The sequence below is a fragment of the Arthrobacter rhombi genome (assembly GCF_039526245.1).
GTDB lineage: Bacteria > Actinomycetota > Actinomycetes > Actinomycetales > Micrococcaceae > Arthrobacter_H > Arthrobacter_H rhombi.
The window spans coordinates 91081-109439 of sequence record NZ_BAAAIV010000005.1 but is presented as its reverse complement, the minus strand read 5'-3'; the positions used below and the strand labels follow the sequence as shown (position 1 = coordinate 109439).

Here is an 18359-nt window from a genome sequence, read left to right as displayed (position 1 = left end):
GGCCTCCGGGGAATGATCGCCGCCACACCGACGCTCTTATATGCAAATGCATATAATCTCTGGCACAATGGGAGCCAAGAGAACGAAGGAGCACAGCATGGAAATCGGCGTCTTTTCGGTCAGTGACATCACCACCGACCCCACCACCGGGCACACCCCCAGCGAGAACGAGCGCATCAAGGCGGAAATCGCCATCGCCCAGAAGGTCGAAGAGATCGGCATGGACGTCTTCGCCATCGGCGAGCACCACAACCGGCCCTTCTTCTCGTCATCCCCCACCACGACGCTGGCCTACATCGCCGCCCAGACGGAGCACATCACGCTCTCGACGGCGACCACGCTGATCACCACGAACGACCCGGTGAAGATCGCCGAGGACTTCGCGATGCTCCAGCATGTCTCCGACGGACGCGCGGATCTGGTGCTCGGCCGCGGCAACACCGCGCCGGTCTACCCGTGGTTCGGCAAGAACCAGCAGGACTCGGTGGAGTTGACCGTCGAGAACTACAACCTGCTGCGCCGCCTTTGGGACGAGGACTCCGTGACCTGGCAGGGCAAGCACCGCACCCCGCTGCAGAATTTCACGTCCACCCCGCGCCCGCTCGACGACGTCGCCCCCTTCGTCTGGCACGGCTCCATCCGCACCCCACAGGTCGCCGAGATCGCGGCCTACTACGGTGACGGATTCTTCGCCAACAACATCTTCTGGCCCAAGGAGCACTACCAGCAGCTGATCAACCTCTATCGCCAGCGCTTCGAGCACTACGGCCACGGTCGTGCCGACCAGGCGTACGTGGGCCTGGGCGGACAGTTCTACCTGGCCAAGAACTCCCAGGACGCGGTCAACGAGTTCCGCCCATACTTCGACAACGCCCCGGTCTACGGACACGGGCCGTCGATGGAGGACTTCACCTCCCAGACCCCGTTGACCGTCGGCAGCCCGCAGCAGGTGATCGAGAAGACGCTCTCGTTCCAGGAGTTCTTCGGCGACTACCACCGCCAGCTGTTCCTCGTGGACCATGCGGGGCTGCCGCTGAAGACCGTGCTGAACCAGCTGGACATGTTCGGCGAGCTGGTCCTGCCGGAACTGCGTGCCGAGTACGCCAAGCGCAAGCCGGCCGACCACCCCGAGCCGCCGACCCACGCCAACCTGGTCGCCGCCCGCCGGGCAGGCATCAAGCCGGCCACGGCCCGCAACGAGGTCCCGGTACCGCTGGATGCCGCCGAGGTGTCCCATGCCTAAGCCGGCCTCGCTCCGCGAAACGACACAGGCCTGGGAGTCCTTGTTCAACGCCCAGGTGACGATCATGCGCCGCTTGCAACGCCACCCGGCGTTCAAGAAACTGACCATGCGCGAGTACGACGTGCTGGTGACCCTGGGCAAGTGCCCGAACCAGGGGATCCGCCTCGGCGCCCTCAACGAGAACGTGCTGTTGAGCCAGCCGAGCCTGAGCCGCATGGTGGACCGGCTGGAGGCCAAGGGCTTCATCAGCCGGTGCGGCGATCCGCTGGACCAGCGCGCCGTGCTGCTCACGCTGACCGATGAGGGCCGTGCGATCCAGCGCGAGATCGGCCGCGAACACGTCCGCCACATCCACGAGCTGATCGGCTCGGGGCTGGACGCGGAGGAGTTCGCCGAACTCACCCGGCTCACCCGCAAGCTCGGGAGTGCGGTGCAGGCCCAGGGCTGACGCCCCGCACTCCCCCGGACCGCCCCGTTCCGCCCGCCGGCGGTTCGGGGCGGTCCGTTTGCCTCCCTAGAATGGGAGGATGAGCGCCCACCTCGTGGCCAAGGACCTCTCCGGAGGCCATGCCCACCGCACCCTGTTTTCGGATCTGAGCTTCACCGTCGCCCCGGGCGATGTGGTCGGCGTCAATCTGGCGATCTGTACCGCTATGCTGCCATTAGCAATGCATTCCCCACGATCCAAAAGAACTTCGAAGACGTCCTTTGCTCTGGATGTACATAGGTGCAACTTCTCGATAGTTGGAAAGGATTGCAGCTAGCCAATCCAGTCATTCTTTGTGCACCGTACTGTTATGTTGGGTTTCCCCTTGCTGGCTACCATTTGCGGTAACCCACATCTGAGAAACTAACCATTTGGCGACCACTTCTTGGTGTAGGCCTTCGGCTAGTCTGCGGACCGCATTTGCCTGACGAGGAGCGGCCTTTCCAACGGCCTCGAAAAATTCGTTGAGGTCAATGGACAGGTCTCCTTCATCCAGCACGTCGAAGGTTCGCATGGTGTTCAGCACGTCGTCCGCCGCATGGCTTACCCGCGTCGCGTCGTCACCACCGCCGAAGGCTGCACTCAACAATGAAACCATCTGGAAGAACTCGAAAAACTCGACGGGATTACTTATGAGGTGCTTCGTTTCGGGGGCCTTTGCCTGAAGCCAAATTGCTCGCCGAACGGTGGTCAAACGCCGAAGCGGAGCTGTTCGCTCCTCGTCCGCTATAGCTTCACGGTCCGGCAATGTTTCCCACTGATCACCGTCCTCGATTATGAAACTATTCGGGTCGAGGACCAGCCCTTCTCCGAAGGGGCTTTTTGTCTGACGGCCGTACTCACTGATCAGCATCTCTGATGGCGATGCAGGTGGCACCTCAGTGTCACTTACATCGTCATCCCAAAAGTCCATGTCCGCTTCGCTCGCCCGCAGGTCGGCGTCTGCGGCTGCTGCCAGGGGACCGAAATCGCTTATCCACTCGCCGTCAATGCTTATCCTTGGTACATCAAGGATGTCGTTTAACGAAGCCGAGGTACCGACATTCGGGCAGTCTACGAAAGTAAGTCTCTCCAGTTCCGGAAGTAGTCTTGCGGCCCGGACATCGTCTAAATTCGGAGAATCCGAAATTTCCAAGTAGCGCAATGAAGATACCGGACTTATATTCAAAAGCGTGTCCCCGGGCCATTCGAATAGCAGCAACTCTTCTATGCCGCGTGTCCAAAATGATCCATCCGGTTCTTCATCTAAATCCCATAGCCTAAGAGCGCGCAGCTGCGGAAGTGATGCTAACGACGAACCAAGTTCCAATTTCACTTTCCCAGCCAATGAAAGGGACTGCACGCGCTCAAAAGTATTGAAGAAGCTGTCACTTACTTCTGTCGCAATGCTCCCTTCCGCTGAGATCCAGAGGTGTCTTACTTCAGTCGACTCATCGATGTGAACATCGTGTAGGTTTTTTGCATCAACTAGCTTCAGCTTCTGTATCGAGCGGAATCGACTCAGAAATTCCGAAATATCTTGCCCTGAAAAGCCCCGTAGTGTGGCCAAGGCAATCCGTCTCGTCGTTCGCGGAACGAGTGACCAATCAAATCTCTTTCGATTCAAGTCAATGTTGATTGTCATAGACTCCGCAAGCTCGTCGATTACCGCAAGTTGGCGTAGATAACGAAGTGTTAACACGGGGCCGAAGTTGGTGGCGGATGGCACCCCCCGAGGAGCGAACAGTCGCTCCCCGTAAAGCTCGATATTTCGCTTCTGCCAGGCAGGAACCAGCACCGGCATGTAGCTGGCCAATTCAAGGGGCGAAAGACTTCTCAGAGCATGATACGACTCTGGTCCGGAAATCCTTGCCAGCAGCTCAACAAGCACAGCTCGCTGCCCGTTTTTTGTCGCACGAGACAAAGCCGAATAGAGCAATTCGACTGCTGCTTCACCCGTCTCGATGATTAGCGGGTAGTTGTTCACATCGAGCGGATCAATCAGAGCCCGCAATATTCCAGCCCCGTTCTCGGCCAGCGGCAATCCCGGATCCAGATATTTATAGCTTGCGCTATGAAATGCTGCAGCAAGACGTTTCTTTTGCCAGCCACTTCCAGCACGAGATTCGACGTGGTGCCAAAGCTCCGTCAAGCTCTCCTGTCGCGCCATGTTCGATTGATCGAACAAGTACCAACGGAATACCTCATGCCAGATTGGATTATCCGTGGCAGCGAACAAATCGGATTTCAAGTCGTGCCTCGAATAAAAGCGACCAGCTAAGTATGCGAATAGCGTCGATGATTTGAAGTAAGCCCTCCCAGATACATCGATATCAAGGAGACCGCTTCTTGTCACCAAGGAATCAAATATTTCCGCCTCCGAGAAGCCGCGAAGCATTCCATACTCCGGCTTTAGGGAGAACTCTCCCACTAGGTCTCGAACTTCCCGCCGACTTTTCGTGCTTCCTCCCGACGAGAAGAAGCTGAATGCAAGGAACCCAACGAGATCCTGGAGAGCATATTTTGGAATGAGAGTTGGGGGTAGGCCACTAACCAAATGCCGCCGCTGTAATAGCATGGCTACTATCGCCTCCAGAACTTGCCCCGTCTGCACAGAACTCGGGGTACCAATTTCGACTATCGCAGCGCACATCGTCGTACAGAGCATGGGGTTTTGTGCCAAACGGCGCAGCGCCGGGTCCTCTTCTATTCGTTCCAAAAACTTTCGCGCGGTGGAGCCACGCACGTGACCAGTCGGAATAGCGGTTCTAAACCATCGTGATACGACTCCACCAACAAAATCGACGTCATCAGTTGCCACCAAATGATGAACATTTTCTTGGTATCCACTCAGTAATTCCTCGGAACCCGGCCGGGTCATGACAATCGTCTTCGAAGCTGGCAACGAGGAACCATGCTCAAGGTTCTTCAACCAGTGAACCAAGGTGCGACGTTTGGCAACGTCAAGGTCATCAAGACCATCGACGATAATAAGAGCTCTTCCTGCACCAATGATGTCAGCTGCCCAGTTCTGCGGCTTCGTGCGAGGTATTCCTTCGGTCAGGGCTTCCCCTAGGTCTTCTAACGACGGAAGTGACCGTCTGTTTTCCAGCTCCAGAAGGAACGGAATCCGCATCCTGGAGACCGCTGAAAACTTTAGGTTTGTCTTAGCCTGCTGGATCGCGATCCATCTTGCCAGCGTGCTTTTTCCTTCTCCAACGTTTCCGACGATCACCATGGATTCACAGGAATCTAACGATTCCTCGATAGTTCGCTGCCTCGGCGCTTTGCCCGGCGAAGCAACCCACAGCATTGGCTGCACGAAAACCTGACCTAGAGGGTAGAACCGGCGACTAAAATCTACGTCGATACCTTGCAACTCGGAATGGTTGAGTAATTCAACGGCAGCAGCGTTGTAAGATTGCGTGTACTCATATATCTGCTTTCGCAACCCAGTTGCGGCTGTATGATTTCGAGCTTCAGCCCGTTCGGCGGCCTCTGCCATTTCATCAATCCGACCCATGATGCGTTTGGATACCAACTTTTCAAATGCAGGGTCTTTTTCTACGTTCATGGCAAGTTCAAAGCAGCTGAACTGCAAAAGCGCTACAGACGCTTGTTCCGCAACCTCCGACATAGTTAGCACTTCGTCCTGCCAGGAGACAGTCGAAATTAACGTCCGGGCCAATTCATTAGGGTTCAATACGGCTGACAGCGCCATTTCATCAGTTACGCAGTCGTCAAACGTTTTGGCTATGAGCCGACACGAATTGTCCAGGTCATTGGTAGTCAAATCGGTATATTCTGCACACCAATAGGACCTCACGGAGTTGCTCATTGCTTGAAGTGATTTAGCTGAAAAGAATGTCTGGTAGCTTTTCGGTGCTGACGAGAATGCACCTGAGATATCTATCGCGTCATTGACAGTCCCAAACACGGCTTCATAGCCCAATGCCCGTCCCAGGAAGTTTGAGGCCGACTTCATGAGTACCCGCGTAAGGTCAGATCCCATAAGAGGATGATCGCATAGCGCGTCGATTCATGGGGGTTCATGGTGACAATATTTTGATTCTCTCAACTATGTCGGTTTCAGTGTCCGAGGTGGACCTGTTTGCTTCCCTAGAATGGGAGGATGAGCGCCCACCTCGTGGCCAAGGACCTCTCCGGAGGCCATGCCCACCGCACCCTGTTTTCGCATCTGAGCTTCACCGTCGCCCCGGGCGACGTGGTCGGCGTGGTCGGCATCAACGGGGCCGGAAAATCCACGTTGCTGAAGTTGCTGGCCGGGATAGACACCCCGCAGGGTGGAACGGTCACAGCCTCACCGCAGGGCGCGTTCATCGGCTGGTTGCCGCAGGAACATGAGCGCGTCGCCGGCGAGACGATCAACGCCTACCTCGCGCGGCGCACCGGCTGCGCTGCGGCGACGACCGCGATGGAATCGAGCGCCGAGGCGCTGGGGTCCGGTGCGCCCGGGGCCGATGATGCCTACGCCGATGCGTTCGAGCACTGGATGGCCTCCGGCGCTGCCGATCTGGAGGACCAGATCCCCGCGACGCTGGCCGAACTGGGCCTTCAGCTGGATGCCGAGACGGAGATGACTGCCCTCTCCGGTGGGCAGGCCGCGCGGGTGGCCCTGGCGGCGCTGCTGCTGAGCCGGTTCGACCTGGTGCTGCTCGACGAGCCGACGAACGATCTGGATCTGGCGGGTTTGGAGCGTTTGGAGACCTTCGTGCGGGGGCTGCGCACCGGCGTCGTGTTGGTGTCCCATGACCGCGAGTTCCTGGCCCGCTGCGTGACGCGGATCGTGGAGCTGGATCTGCCGCAGAAAAAGGTGGCCGTGTACGACGGCGGGTACGACGCCTATCTGGCCGAGCGCGATGTCGCGCGGCGGCATGCCCGGGAGGCGTATGACGAGTTCGCCGACAAGAAGGCCGATCTGGTCTCGCGCGCCCGCACGCAACGTGAGTGGTCCTCGCAGGGGGTGCGCAATGCGATGAAGAAGGCGCCGGACAACGACAAGATCCGCCGCAAGGCCAGTTCGGAGTCCTCGGAGAAGCAGGCGCAGAAGGTGCGCCAGATGGAGTCGCGGATCGCCCGGTTGGATGAGGTGGAGGAGCCGCGCAAGGAGTGGGTGCTGCAGTTCTCCATCGGTTCGGCGCCGCGGTCGTCGTCCGTGGTGGCGACGTTGAACGAGGCCGTACTGCGGCAGGGCTCCTTCACGCTGGGGCCGGTCTCCGTGCAGGTCAACGCCGGGGATCGGATCGGGATCACCGGGCCCAACGGCGCGGGCAAGTCCACCCTGCTGCGGCTGTTGCTGGGCCGGGCCACCCCCGAGGCAGGGACCGCGTCGATGGGCACCAGCGTGGCGGTCGGGGAGATCGACCAGGCCCGCGGGCAGCTGGCCGCGGACATGCCGCTGGGTGACGCGTTCGAGGCGGTGGTCCCCGAGCTGGCCTCCGGGGAGGTGCGCACGTTGCTGGCGAAGTTCGGGTTGAAGGCCGACCAGACGGCGAGCCGGGTCGGGGACCTCTCACCCGGTGAACGCACGCGTGCCGGGCTGGCACTGCTGCAGGCCCGTGGGGTGAACCTGCTGGTCCTGGACGAACCGACCAACCACCTGGACCTGACGGCGATCGAACAGCTCGAGGAGGCGCTGGAGTCCTACACGGGCGCCCTGTTGCTGGTCACCCACGACCGGCGGTTGCTGGAAAACGTCAGGCTGGACCAACGCTGGAGCGTGGACGCCGGGCGGATCGCCGTCGACGTGGTGCGCTAACCCAGCTCGGCGCCCACTGAATCCTGTGCCGGCAACGGTGGCGGCCACGTCCCACTAGACACTGCTTCATGGCACCTGATGACCCCGCGGAACTCGCACGTTTACTCGGCCATCACGACGAATCACGACCGGGCAAAGTGGTCAGGGACTATCTCCGCCGGGCCTATCCGAACCACCCCAAAAATGAGCGTTGAGTCCTGGACGAGTCGCAGGCGGCAAATGTCCTCAGTAACCTGCCCCGAAGGCGCCGATCCCCCGACACCAAAGCAGCCGCTCGGCAACCGTTGAAAGAACGCTGTGCTGGCATGTCGAGCCAACAATGGTCGGACTCAGTAGACGCCAAAGGTGGCCTATTCGTCTTCTGCCGGATCCTCAGTGCCGCGACGGCGAAGTGCCCGCTCGGTGAATTTGCTGGACAATTTGTCAGTCGCCGACTTGGCTCGACTGAAAGCATCACTCCCGATCTGCCGCGCCGCGTCCACCCCGTCTGCTCCAGTTTCCAATGCCCGATCGCGCACTTCAACAGCAGCCTCAGTCCAACGTTTCGCGTCCAGCGACTCGCGGCCACGTTCAATACCCAGATGTTCGTGGAACTCAACGACGCCTGTCGCCACGAAGTTGCTGGAGTTCACCACCGCCCGAGACATCGTCGGGTGAAGGAGCACTCGTGCATTCGCGGTGCCGGCAGCTGCATCCATGCGGACCATCAACTGTTCAGTACTTCGCGCGATGCGTTCCAGTCGGTTTTGTCGCGCCGTCCGCAACGCCTCCCGGTGTCGTTGGACATCGTTCGGCGAAACTTCCAGAACCCGATCGAGTTCAAGAATCGTGATCGCCTCCTGCAACTGGAAACTACGGGCCAAGACGGCGAGCCAATCCTGGACCTTGGTCTCCGCCTCGTGCGACGCCTTGGCAATCTCCCCCATTTTTGTCTTGCCTTCCAGCTTCTCTGCCAGCGCATCCAGCTGGCGCAATGCGTAGCCCTGGGTACGTGCGATGGTCATCGAGGAGGTCTGGACCTTTGACCAGGTGACTTCCGAAACCCAGCCCACCTGTTCACGGATGGTCATGGTTTCATCGATCATCTCGCCCACTCCAATCAAATCGGCGAAGACGGCGTCTTTCTGCGCGCGCAGAACATCGTCAATCTTCTCGTCGATCGCGGCCAGGTAGTCAGTGATTTCGTCCATGGTCTGCTGCATCGCGACCTGTGCCATGATGCCCGCGGCGCCCGCCAGCACCGCCGGATTGGATACCAGCGAACCCGCGCCCTTGGAAAATTCCAGGATCCCCTTGATCTTGCCGTCATCCATCACGATGGCACGGCTGACATCGCCGCTGGAACCTTTCATCATGTTGTATTTCTTCATCTGCTGGGCGGACTTTTCGGTCAGTTTCACCCAACGCCCCGAATTGGCGGCAATTTCCGAACCCGCCTGCGCGATCCCCGCGCTGGCGCCGAAAACGTGATTGAGCCGCTGCAGGCCAAGATCCCTCGACGGCAAACCCTCTACAGCGAGAAAGCGGTCGACTGCTGATGGTTCGCCGATCACAGCCAGGCCCTCCCCATCACTGATCAGCTGAATCTCGTTGTCCATCGTTTGCTCCTGGCTCGAGTGGGCGCGGCTTTGCCGGGGAACTGATTCCCAGTGTCTCCCCATATTGTTGCCCACGACTCAAGAAAACCGTCGATCGGTCGGCGTTCAGAAGAAGCCTTCGCCAAAAGTTCGTCGGTTGGCAACCAACACAGTGAGACGCCGGGGCCAGCCGCCTGCTTCAGGTGGCGTGCCCCGGCGTCGTACCGGTGGGAACCGGTTAGTGGGCTACCGCGTGATGGTGGTGCTCCACGGTGCTCGGCTTGATGGCCAGCGCGGTGACCACCAGGGCGACGATGCCCGGGATCCAGCTGCTCCAGGCCACGCCCATGGTGTCGTAGTAGCCGCCCATCCACGGGGCAGCGACCACCAGCAAGGCGATCAGGGCCTGCACCCATTCCGCGACCGGTATGCCCGGCATCGACAGGTTGACCAGCCCCACGACGATCAGCAGGATGCCCCCGATGACCATCAGCGACATCGATGCTCCCGCGGGCTCGGTCCAGCTCGTGGAGAGCGCGACATAGAGACCGGCGACCACGGCCACCCAGTCCTGCCAGCGAGTCCATTTCTTCATGGCACTTCTCCTTATGTCTTGTCCTGCGGGGTGTCCGCGGTGTCTCCGCGATCCGCCCTGCCTCCAGCGTGCACCCGCCGCCACGGGGCCACTAGGGCCGAAGGTCCCGTTGGGTGCGCCGCTGGGCGCTGTCCACACCGGGCCGAAGGACCCTTGTCCGCTCCGCCGGGCGGGTCCATGCTGGGGGCATGAGCACTCCCACCAGCCCCGCGGTAGTGCCCCGTGACGCTCAAAAGGCCTCGGGCGTGGATCCGCCGATCACGGTCTACATCGTGGACGACCACGAGCTGGTCCGGCGCGGCCTGCGCGAGCTGCTCGAGGGCGAGGGGTTCGACGTGATCGGCGATTCGGGCACCGCCGGGGAGGCCCGCCGCAGGATCCCCGCGCTGCGCCCCGACGTCTCGGTGCTCGACGCGCGCCTGCCCGACGGCACCGGGATCGAAGTCTGCCGCGACGTGCGATCCGTGGACCCGTCACTGAACTGCCTGATCCTGACCAGCTACGACGACGAGGCAGCCGTCCGCGGGGCGGTGCTCGCCGGGGCGCTGGGCTACGTGCTCAAGCAGATCAAGGGCTCCGAACTGCTCGAGGCCCTGCGCCGGGCGGCCCGCGGGGAATCATTGTTCACCCCGGGGCTGAAGGCCGCGATCCTGCACGGGCTGGCGAATCCCACGCGCTCGGATCCACGCATTTCCTCGCTCACCACGCAGGAGCGCCGGGTGCTCGAACTCATCGGTGAGGGGCTGAGCAACCGCCAGATCGGCACGCGGCTGCACCTGGCCGAGAAGACCGTGAAGAACTACGTCTCCGCGGTGCTGGCCAAGCTCGGTTTCGAACGCCGTACCCAGGCGGCCGTCTACATTTCGCGCCCCGCCGCTTCGGGGCACGACGGCGGTACCTGAGATTCCGGGGCACCCCGGGGCATGCGCGGCCACCGGGGAGGGCTCACCGAACCGGCACGCTCCATTGCACGCGGGTGCCCCGGCGGTTGCTGTCCACGTGGCAGGTGCCGCCCAGTTCCGCGGCACGCTGGTCCATGTTGGCCAGCCCGCTGCGCAGGACCTGATGCGGTATGCCGTGCCCGTTGTCCTTCACCCGCAGGCTGAGCTGGTGGTCGGTCACGGCGACCGTGATCGAGATGCGGCTGGCCTGGGCGTGGCGGACGGCGTTGCTCAGCGATTCGCTCAGCACGGCCAACAGATGGGCGATCGTGTTCTCGTCGTGCACTTGCTCCAGCGGTCCGGCCAGCCGAAGCCTCGGGGTAAAGGTGAGCGGCTCGCTGGCGGTCCGCACGGCCCGCAGGATCGAGGTGCCCAGTTGTTCGTCCTCCCCCACGCCGCGGCGCAAGGCGTAGATGGTGTCCCGCAGCTCGACAATGGTGGCGTCGAGCTCGCCGGTGATCTCCTCGGCCCTCGCCCGGCCGGCGGGGTCGGTGATCTTGCGCGACAGCGAACGGATGCCCAGCCCCGCGGCAAAGAGCCGCTGGATGACGACGTCGTGCAGGTCCCGGGCGATCCGGTCCCGTTCGGAGAACACCGCGAGCTGTTCGTGCAGGGCACCGATATGTGCCCTGCCGATGCCTTGTTCGATCTGGGCCGCCAGCAGGCCGGCAAGTTGCTGGTCGATGGCGGTGAACCCGGCTGCCCCGGCGAACCGTGCCAGCACCAGGAAGCGTTGGTTCCCGGAGGCATGTCCCGCTTCGTGTCCCAGTCCTGCCACCAGCAGCTGCGCGGCACGGATCGTCTCCGCGTGTCCCACATGGGAGGGTTGCCCCGGTTCGGCAGTGTCGAGGGCAGCGGCCAGCCGGGCACCCGTCAGGACCTGCACGCGGGGAGCTCCCCGGGACGTGTCGAAGAATCCTGGCTCCCGGGTCGTGGGGGTCGGGAAGACGTCACCGTGCAGGGCCGCGGCAAGCCCGCCAGCGGCCCCGACCACACGGTGGTGGTCTTCGCCCACCGGAACCAGGACGAGGGCCAGCGCCGCGTCGGCGGCCTCGAGTGCCTCGCGGGCGATCGCATCGTACCCGTCGTCATCCGGTTCCGCGTCACCCAACAGGCTGCCGACCCGGGCGCAGGCGCGTAGCCATCGGCCGAGGGCCTTGTCCTCAGCCATCGTCGGTGTCCATTTCCCGAGCTGGGCCGACCGGTCAGACGTGTCCGGGGTGGCGGCGCTTGGTCATGCCGACGAGCCCGAAAATGATCATGACGCCGCCGATGAGGACGCCGAACCAAATCGGCGAGTGGGTATCCACATCCTGGTGCGTGCCCATGAGGATGAAGAACAAATAGACGGCAACCATCGCGATGCCGAGGGAGAACCAGGCGACCCCGGTGTGATCGTGGTGCTCCTGGGTGGATTTTGTGCGTGCCATGTCCGACTCCCATCACTCGAGCGGGTGTGGGTCGTTCTCGCGGCTCGCCCCGTCATGCTGCGCAGCGGCAATGCCCCGGCACCACCGAGGACCGCTACTCCCTTCAAGCTACGCCCAGCCAACCGCCGTGGCAACGGCAGTCACAGCGGGAACGGACTACTCCGTCAAGGAACGGGCCCGGACACTCGTCCAACAGATCGTGAATCATCGAACGATTGACACGATCGTTACCGAATGCGGGGTCAAACTGTCCCCAGGGCGGGATATACATATCCCATGTAGCAACTGCGGACCGCCCTGACGGGCGCCGCAGTCCTCGCCCGCCAGTTCCGTCGGGCGTTCCTGTGAGCCAAAGGATCACGACCATGATTTCCCAGAAGAACAATTCACTGGTGATCGCCATCGCGCTAGCGACGACGCTGGGCCTGGCAGGCTGCGGAGGCGGAACGGCAACCTCACTACCTTCGGCTTCGGCAACGAAGGCGGCCCCCTCCACCGCCCAAAAAACCGATGCGGATCGGTCGTCGGAGGCGAAGGCAGCCAGCCAAGCTGCCGTCGACGAAGCTGCCGCATCGTCCCAAGCCGCTGCAGAAGAAGCCGCTGCCGAATCCGAGGCCGCGGCCCAGTCCCAGGCAGCGGCCAAGGCCTCCGCCAAGGCAGAAGCCGCGGCCCAGGCCAAAGCCAAAGCAGCTGCCGCAGCGAAAGCCAAGGCGGCGGCGAAAGCCAAGGCCGAGGCCGGGACCATCAGCCAGCAGAACGCTCTCCGCGCTGCAGGCAGCTACCTCGAATTCACGGCTTTCTCGCGCAGCGGGCTGATCAAACAACTCGTCTTCGAAAAGTACTCAAACGCCGACGCCACGTGGGCTGTCGACCGGGTGAAGGTCAATTGGAAAGAGCAGGCAGCCAAGTCGGCCGCGAACTACTTGGACTTCACCGCCTTTTCCCGTTCCGGCCTCATCAACCAGCTGGTTTTCGAGGGCTTCAGCCGATCGCAGGCCGAATACGGGGTGAGCAAGACGGGCCTGTAGCTCCGCCGAGCCATACGCCCCACATCGGCCGGTCATCGACGGTGGGCCAACCTACGCCGAACCGACCTCCGTGGCTACGGCCTGGACCGCGGCCACCACCGCGCGCGCCGCCGTCGTCAGCTGGACCTCGGTCGCCTCGGCGGTGAAGCTCAGCCGGAGCGCCGTCAGGGCGACGTCGGGTTCGTATCCCATGGCCAGCAGGACCGGCGAGGGATCGGTGGACCCGGCGGCGCAGGCCGACCCCGAGGAACACACGATTCCCCGGCGTTCGAGTTCGAGCAGGATGGCCTCCCCGTGCGTGCCCGGGAAGACGAAGGAGACGATGCCCGGCACCCGGTGCACCGGATCCCCGGTGAGCAGCGCCGCCGTCGTGCCCTGCCCGCGGCGGCCCTCCAGCCCGGTGAGGACCGTGTCGATGAGATAGGCGGCCCGGCGCTGGGCGGCGTCGAATTCCCCGGTGCCGGTCGCGGCCAGGCGCAGGGCGGTGGCCGTGGAGACGGCGCCGGCAACATTTTCGGTGCCGGAACGGCGTCCGCGTTCCTGTCCGCCACCGTGCAGCAGCGGTTCCAGCGGCAGCCGGCCCCGGATCATCGCCAGTCCGGCGCCCTTCATACCGCCGAGTTTGTGTCCGGAGACGGACAGCGCGTCGACATGGGAGGCCAGCTCGGCCACGTCCAGCCAGCCGGCGGCCTGCACCGCGTCGGTGTGCATCAGCGCGCCGACCGTGCGCGCCGCCGCGGCGATCTCGGCCACGGGTTCGATGGTGCCGACTTCGTTGTTCACGGCCATGACGGAGACCAGCGTGGTGTCCGGGCGCAGCAGAGCTGCCAGCTCGGCGGGGTCCACCCGGCCGGCGCGGTCCACGCCGGCGACGTCGACCGCGAACCCGTGGTGGCGGGCGAGGTAGTCGCAGGCCTCGCGGACCGATGAATGCTCGGCGGCGGAGCGGACCAGGTGCTTGCCGCGCGGGGTGGCCAGGGCCAGGCCGATGATGGCCAGGTTGTTCGCTTCGGTGCCGCCGGAGGTGAAGACGATGTCACCGGTGCGCACGCGCAGGGTGGACGCCGCGGCGGTCCGGGCATAGTCCAGTGCGCGGGCCGCTGTCTCGCCGGGGCCGTGGTGGCTGGAGGGGTTGCCGAAGTCCCTGGCCATCAGCGGCCAGATGAGATCCAGCACCTCCTGCTTGACCGGCGTCGTGGCTGCGGCATCGAGGTAGATCATTGCGGGTCCCCGGTGCCGGACCGTCCACCGACGGGAGCCCGGCCATCGGTGATGCGCACGTCGAGCCCCAAGTCCAGGGCGCGGACTGAGTGGGTCAGGCTCCCGGAGGAGATGACGTCCACGCCGGTGGCTGCAATGTCGGCAACGGTGTCCAGCCGGACGTTGCCCGACGCCTCCACCAGGGCGGCACCCGCGATGCGGCGGACGCCCTCGGCCAGGTCGGCCAGGGAGAAGTTGTCCAGCATGATGGTGTCGACCCCGGCGGCGAGCACGGCGTCGAGCTGGTCGAGTGAGTCGATCTCGACTTCGAAGTGCACGGTGTGTCCGAGCCGGGCGCGGGCCGCACGCAGGGCGCGGGTCAGGTCGTCGCCGGTCCCCAGCAGGGCCAGGTGGTTGTCCTTGGCCATCACGGCTTCGGAGAGCGTGCCGCGGTGGTTGTGCCCGCCGCCGCAGCGCACGGCATAGCGTTCCAGCGCGCGCAGCCCGGGAGTGGTCTTGCGGGTGTCGGCGATGCGGGTGCCGGTGCCAGCCGCGGCGTCGACGAAGGCGCGGGTGGCCGTGGCGATGCCGGAGAGCCGCTGGAGCAGGTTCAGTCCCACGCGTTCCCCGGCCAGCACCGCACGGGCCGGGCCGGTGACCGTGGCGAGCACGTCCCCGGCGGCAAATCGTTGGCCATCGGCGAGCGCGGTGGTCACGGCGGCGGCCGGGTCGGTCAGGGTCATGGCGGCCTCGAAGACGCCAAGCCCCGCCAGGATTCCCGGTTCACGGGCGATCACATCTGCGGTGGCGGTGGCGTCGGCGGGCAGCAACACGTTGCCCGTGAGGTCCCCGGTGGGGTTGTCCTCCGCCAGGCCCGCCTCGACGATGTCGCGGATGACCCGGTATGGAACGGGCAGCGGGTCCACGGCGAGCGCCACGGCGTCGTCGCGTGCCGGGGCCCAGCTCTCTCCGGTAGGTGTCTCTCCGTCAAGGGTCCCTATGGTCTGCGTACTCATCTCGGTCCTCATCAGTGGGTGCTCCCCATCAGGAGACGGTCGGCCTGTGCTCGTGCGGTGGCCGGGTCGGGGGCAGCCGCCCGGGTGGCGGCGCGGACGAAGCCGGTGCGGCCGCCCACCCCACCTGCGGGATCGGCGGGTGCGTCGAGCCGGTAGTGGGCGCCGAGGGACCCGGTACGGGACAGGGCCGCTTCGGCAATGATGCGTCCCACCATGGTGAGGTTGCGCAGTTCGGCGTCGGCGCGGGTGGTGGGTGTCTTCCCCTCCCCGGCAGCCAGGGCGCCGGCGAGCGCCGCAGCAGCCAGCGCCAGCCCCTCGCCGGTCCGCTCCACCCCCAGGTGGGCGGTGGCCAGGTCGCGGACAGCGTCCAGGGTCAACACCACCCCCGCCGATCCGCGGGATCCCTCCCCCGCAGTCGTTGCCTGCGTACCATCCCCACTCACAGGCAATTCGAACACATGTTCGAGTTCGGTGGATTCCCCCGCGAGGAGGGCATCGCCGTCGTGCAGGGTGGTGGCGGCATGAAAGCCGTGCACCAGCGCCTCGAGCAGCGAGTTGGACGCCAGCCGGTTGGCCCCGTGGGTGCCGGTGCAGGCGGTCTCCCCCGCCACGCGCAGTCCGGGGACGGTGGTGCGCCCGCATGCGTCGGCGAATACCCCGCCCATCCAGTAGTGCTGGGCCGGGGCGACGGGGACCGGGGCGGTGGCCAGGTCCATGCCGTCGGCGGCCAGGTGTTCGGTGATGGCCGGGAACCTCCGGGCGAGGAATCCTGCGCCCCGGCGTGCTTCCACTGCCCGGGCGTCGAGGTACACCTCGGAGCCGGTGGCGCGGATGCGGTGGATGGCGCGGGCAACCACGTCGCGTGGCGCCAGTTCGGCGTCGGGGTGCACGTCGGGCATGAACCGCCGGCCCGTGGAGTCGATGAGCACGGCGCCCTCCCCGCGGACCGCTTCGGAGATCATGAAGCGCCCGGAGGGCACCAGCGTGGGGTGGAATTGGATGAACTCGGCGTCGGCGATCAGCGCCCCGGCCCGCCAGGCGAGCGCGGCGCCGTCGGCGGTGGCGCCTGCGGGGTTGGTGGTCCACGTATACAGGGAGCCGATGCCCCCGGTGGCCAGGAGCACGACGTCGGCACGCAGGCGGGCGGGCCGCCCACCTCCCGCGGGGAGGTAGCCGACCCCGGTGACGACTCCGTCCTCCACCACCAGGTCGGTGACGAAGGAGTGTTCGTGCACGCGCAGTCGTCCCGCGGCGGCGAGCCGGCGCACCACGGCGATCAGGGCGGAGGCGACGATGCGTCCGGTGGAGTCTCCCCCGGCGTGGACGATCCGCGGGTACGCGTGGGCTGCCTCCAGCCCCCGGGCCAGGGCCCCGGTGGCGTCGCGGTCGAACGCGGCACCCAGGTCGGCGAGCGCCTCGATATGCCCCCACGCTGAGGAGCAGACAGCGCGCACCGCTTCCACGGTGTTCAGCCGGGCACCGGCGATGAGCGTGTCCTCGATATGACTGGCGACCGAATCCCCGGCAACCTCACCCGCGGGGCCCACCGCGCAGATCCCACCCTGGGCGTACCAGCTGTTCGAGTCGGCGAGCGCGTCCTTGGTCAGCAGGGTGACCCGGTGCCCGTGCTCGACGGCGGTGATCGCCGCATAGAGCCCCGCCACCCCTGAGCCGACGATGACCAGGTCGCGGGTCACCCTCGGAGTTTCCGGTGTCGGCACACCCTGCGTCGCGGCACTCACGGCCGGGCCGCCAGCATGCGCTCCAACGCCACCTTGGCCTGCGCGGCGTCGGTCGCGGGAACGGAAATCTGGTTGACCACCCGGCCGGCGACCAGTTCCTCCAACACCCACGCCAAGTAGCCCGGGTGGATCCGGTACATGGTGGAGCACGGGCAGATCACCGGATCCAGGCAGAAGATGGTGTGCTGCGGGTACTGGGCGGCGAGCCGGTTGACCATGTTGATCTCGGTGCCGATCGCGAACGTGGTCGGTTCGGTGGCCGCCGCAATGGCCTTCTGGATGAAGTCGGTGGACCCTGCGGAATCCGCGGCGTCCACCACCTCCATCGGGCATTCGGGGTGCACGATCACGTTCACCCCCGGGTACTCGGCCCGGGCCTTATCGATCTGGGCGGTGGTGAACCGGCGGTGCACGGAGCAGAACCCGTGCCACAGGATGACCTTCGCGTCGGCGAGCGCCTCGGCGGTGTTGCCGCCCAGGGGCTGGTTCGGGGACCACATCGGCATCTGCTCCACACTGATCCCCATCGCCTTGGCGGTGTTGCGCCCCAGGTGCTGGTCGGGGAAGAAGAGCACCCGCTGTCCGCGCTCGAACGCCCACTCCAACACGGTGGCCGCGTTCGACGACGTGCACACGATCCCCCCGTTGCGCCCCACGAACGACTTCAGCGCGGCCGAGGAGTTCATGTAGGTCACCGGGATGACCGGGACCCGGCCCTCGGCGTCGGCCTCGGTGCCATAGAGCTCCATCAGCTGCTCCCAGCACTCCTCCACGGAGGATTCATCCGCCATGTCGGCCATCGAGCAACCCGCGGCCAGGTTGGGCAGGATGACCGCCTGGTTGTCGCGGGAGAGGATGTCCGCGGTCTCGGCCATGAAGTGCACCCCGCAGAAGACGATGTATTCGGCCTCATGACGGGTCTGCGCCGCATTGGCCAGCTGGAACGAATCGCCCACGAAGTCGGCATACTGCACCACCTCGTCGCGCTGGTAGAAGTGCCCCAGCACCACCACGCGCTCGCCGAGCGTCTTCTTCGCCGCACGGATGCGCCCATCCAGTTCGGCGTCGGAGGCCAGCCGGTATTCCTCGGGGATGACCCCCTGTTGCGGCGTGGTGGCCGGCGCGACGTCGTCCATCGAGGAACCGGGCCCGTAGGAGGGCAGCCCGGTATCCAGGTCCCACGGGGACTTCACCAGGTCAGTGGTGCAGACCCCGTCGGCGGACCCGCCGGCAGATGCCTCTCCCACCGGGGTGAGCGTGAGGCGGGCGATCGTGTTGCTGACACTGGTCATGAGGATCTCCGTTGTTCTTCCGTGGGGGTGGCTGCGTTGCGGGCGGGTCT

The 18359-nt window shown here is 64.5% G+C and carries 15 protein-coding genes; 6 read left to right on the top strand and 9 right to left on the bottom strand.

Features of this window, described 5'->3' with window-relative positions:
- The first annotated feature begins 97 nt into the window (after positions 1-97).
- The 3 genes from ABD088_RS05055 (at position 98) to ABD088_RS05045 (ending at position 2007) form a co-directional block, all read left to right on the top strand.
- Positions 98-1243 carry an LLM class flavin-dependent oxidoreductase gene (locus ABD088_RS05055; RefSeq protein ID WP_343900519.1) on the top strand — a complete coding sequence of 382 codons (1146 nt, stop codon included), beginning with the start codon at positions 98-100 and terminating at the stop codon, positions 1241-1243.
- The gene (locus ABD088_RS05050; protein WP_343900518.1) at positions 1236-1691 is read left to right on the top strand and encodes a MarR family winged helix-turn-helix transcriptional regulator; all 456 of its coding nucleotides are present in this window, start codon (positions 1236-1238) and stop codon (positions 1689-1691) included. Before ABD088_RS05055 ends, ABD088_RS05050 begins: the two co-directional genes overlap by 8 nt.
- A 79-nt stretch (positions 1692-1770) precedes the next feature.
- The gene (locus ABD088_RS05045) at positions 1771-2007 is read left to right on the top strand and encodes a hypothetical protein (protein ID WP_343900517.1); all 237 of its coding nucleotides are present in this window, start codon (positions 1771-1773) and stop codon (positions 2005-2007) included.
- Positions 2008-2016: 9 nt separating this feature from the next.
- Here the strand turns inward: ABD088_RS05045 and ABD088_RS05040 are convergent, their stop codons facing one another.
- Positions 2017-5694: an NACHT domain-containing protein gene (locus tag ABD088_RS05040; protein WP_343900516.1), complete on the bottom strand. Its 3678-nt coding sequence runs from the start codon at positions 5692-5694 to the stop codon at positions 2017-2019.
- Positions 5695-5841: 147 nt separating this feature from the next.
- On the opposite strand from ABD088_RS05040, the gene abc-f reads away from it, so the two are divergent.
- A complete protein-coding gene (gene abc-f / locus ABD088_RS05035) occupies positions 5842-7488 on the top strand; it encodes a ribosomal protection-like ABC-F family protein (protein ID WP_343900515.1) in 1647 nt (548 codons plus the stop codon).
- A 350-nt stretch (positions 7489-7838) separates the two neighbouring features.
- Here the strand turns inward: abc-f and ABD088_RS05030 are convergent, their stop codons facing one another.
- Positions 7839-9086, bottom strand: a complete 1248-nt coding sequence (locus ABD088_RS05030) for a hypothetical protein (RefSeq protein ID WP_343900513.1) — start codon at positions 9084-9086, stop codon at positions 7839-7841.
- A 217-nt stretch (positions 9087-9303) separates the two neighbouring features.
- The gene (locus ABD088_RS05025; RefSeq protein ID WP_343900511.1) at positions 9304-9660 is read right to left on the bottom strand and encodes an SPW repeat domain-containing protein; all 357 of its coding nucleotides are present in this window, start codon (positions 9658-9660) and stop codon (positions 9304-9306) included.
- 188 nt (positions 9661-9848) lie between these two features.
- On the opposite strand from ABD088_RS05025, the gene ABD088_RS05020 reads away from it, so the two are divergent.
- Complete coding sequence (locus ABD088_RS05020) at positions 9849-10562, top strand: response regulator (protein WP_343900510.1); 714 nt, start codon at positions 9849-9851, stop codon at positions 10560-10562.
- 43 nt (positions 10563-10605) lie between these two features.
- On the opposite strand, the gene ABD088_RS05015 is transcribed toward ABD088_RS05020, so the two are convergent.
- Both ABD088_RS05015 and ABD088_RS05010 read right to left on the bottom strand, forming a co-directional pair.
- Positions 10606-11772 (bottom strand): sensor histidine kinase, encoded by a 1167-nt coding sequence (locus ABD088_RS05015; RefSeq protein WP_343900509.1) that lies wholly within the window; start codon positions 11770-11772, stop codon positions 10606-10608.
- A gap of 34 nt (positions 11773-11806) precedes the next feature.
- A complete protein-coding gene (locus ABD088_RS05010) occupies positions 11807-12031 on the bottom strand; it encodes a hypothetical protein (RefSeq protein ID WP_343900507.1) in 225 nt (74 codons plus the stop codon).
- Between the two features lie 365 nt (positions 12032-12396).
- Here ABD088_RS05010 and ABD088_RS05005 point away from each other — a divergent pair, with 365 nt between their 5' ends.
- Positions 12397-13059, top strand: a complete 663-nt coding sequence (locus ABD088_RS05005; RefSeq protein ID WP_343900506.1) for an Ltp family lipoprotein — start codon at positions 12397-12399, stop codon at positions 13057-13059.
- 51 nt (positions 13060-13110) lie between these two features.
- Here ABD088_RS05005 and ABD088_RS05000 read toward each other — a convergent pair whose 3' ends face one another.
- The 4 genes from ABD088_RS05000 to nadA are packed head-to-tail and all read right to left on the bottom strand — an operon-like array spanning position 13111 to position 18309.
- A complete protein-coding gene (locus tag ABD088_RS05000) occupies positions 13111-14280 on the bottom strand; it encodes a cysteine desulfurase family protein (protein ID WP_343900505.1) in 1170 nt (389 codons plus the stop codon).
- Complete coding sequence (nadC, locus tag ABD088_RS04995) at positions 14277-15275, bottom strand: carboxylating nicotinate-nucleotide diphosphorylase (RefSeq protein ID WP_343900504.1); 999 nt, start codon at positions 15273-15275, stop codon at positions 14277-14279. Before nadC ends, ABD088_RS05000 begins: the two co-directional genes overlap by 4 nt.
- Positions 15276-15286: 11 nt before the next feature.
- Positions 15287-16972, bottom strand: a complete 1686-nt coding sequence (locus ABD088_RS04990) for an L-aspartate oxidase (protein ID WP_343900503.1) — start codon at positions 16970-16972, stop codon at positions 15287-15289.
- Between the two features lie 41 nt (positions 16973-17013).
- On the bottom strand, positions 17014-18309 hold the full coding sequence (nadA, locus tag ABD088_RS04985; RefSeq protein WP_343900501.1) for a quinolinate synthase NadA: 1296 nt from the start codon (positions 18307-18309) through the stop codon (positions 17014-17016).
- Positions 18310-18359: the final 50 nt, after the last annotated feature.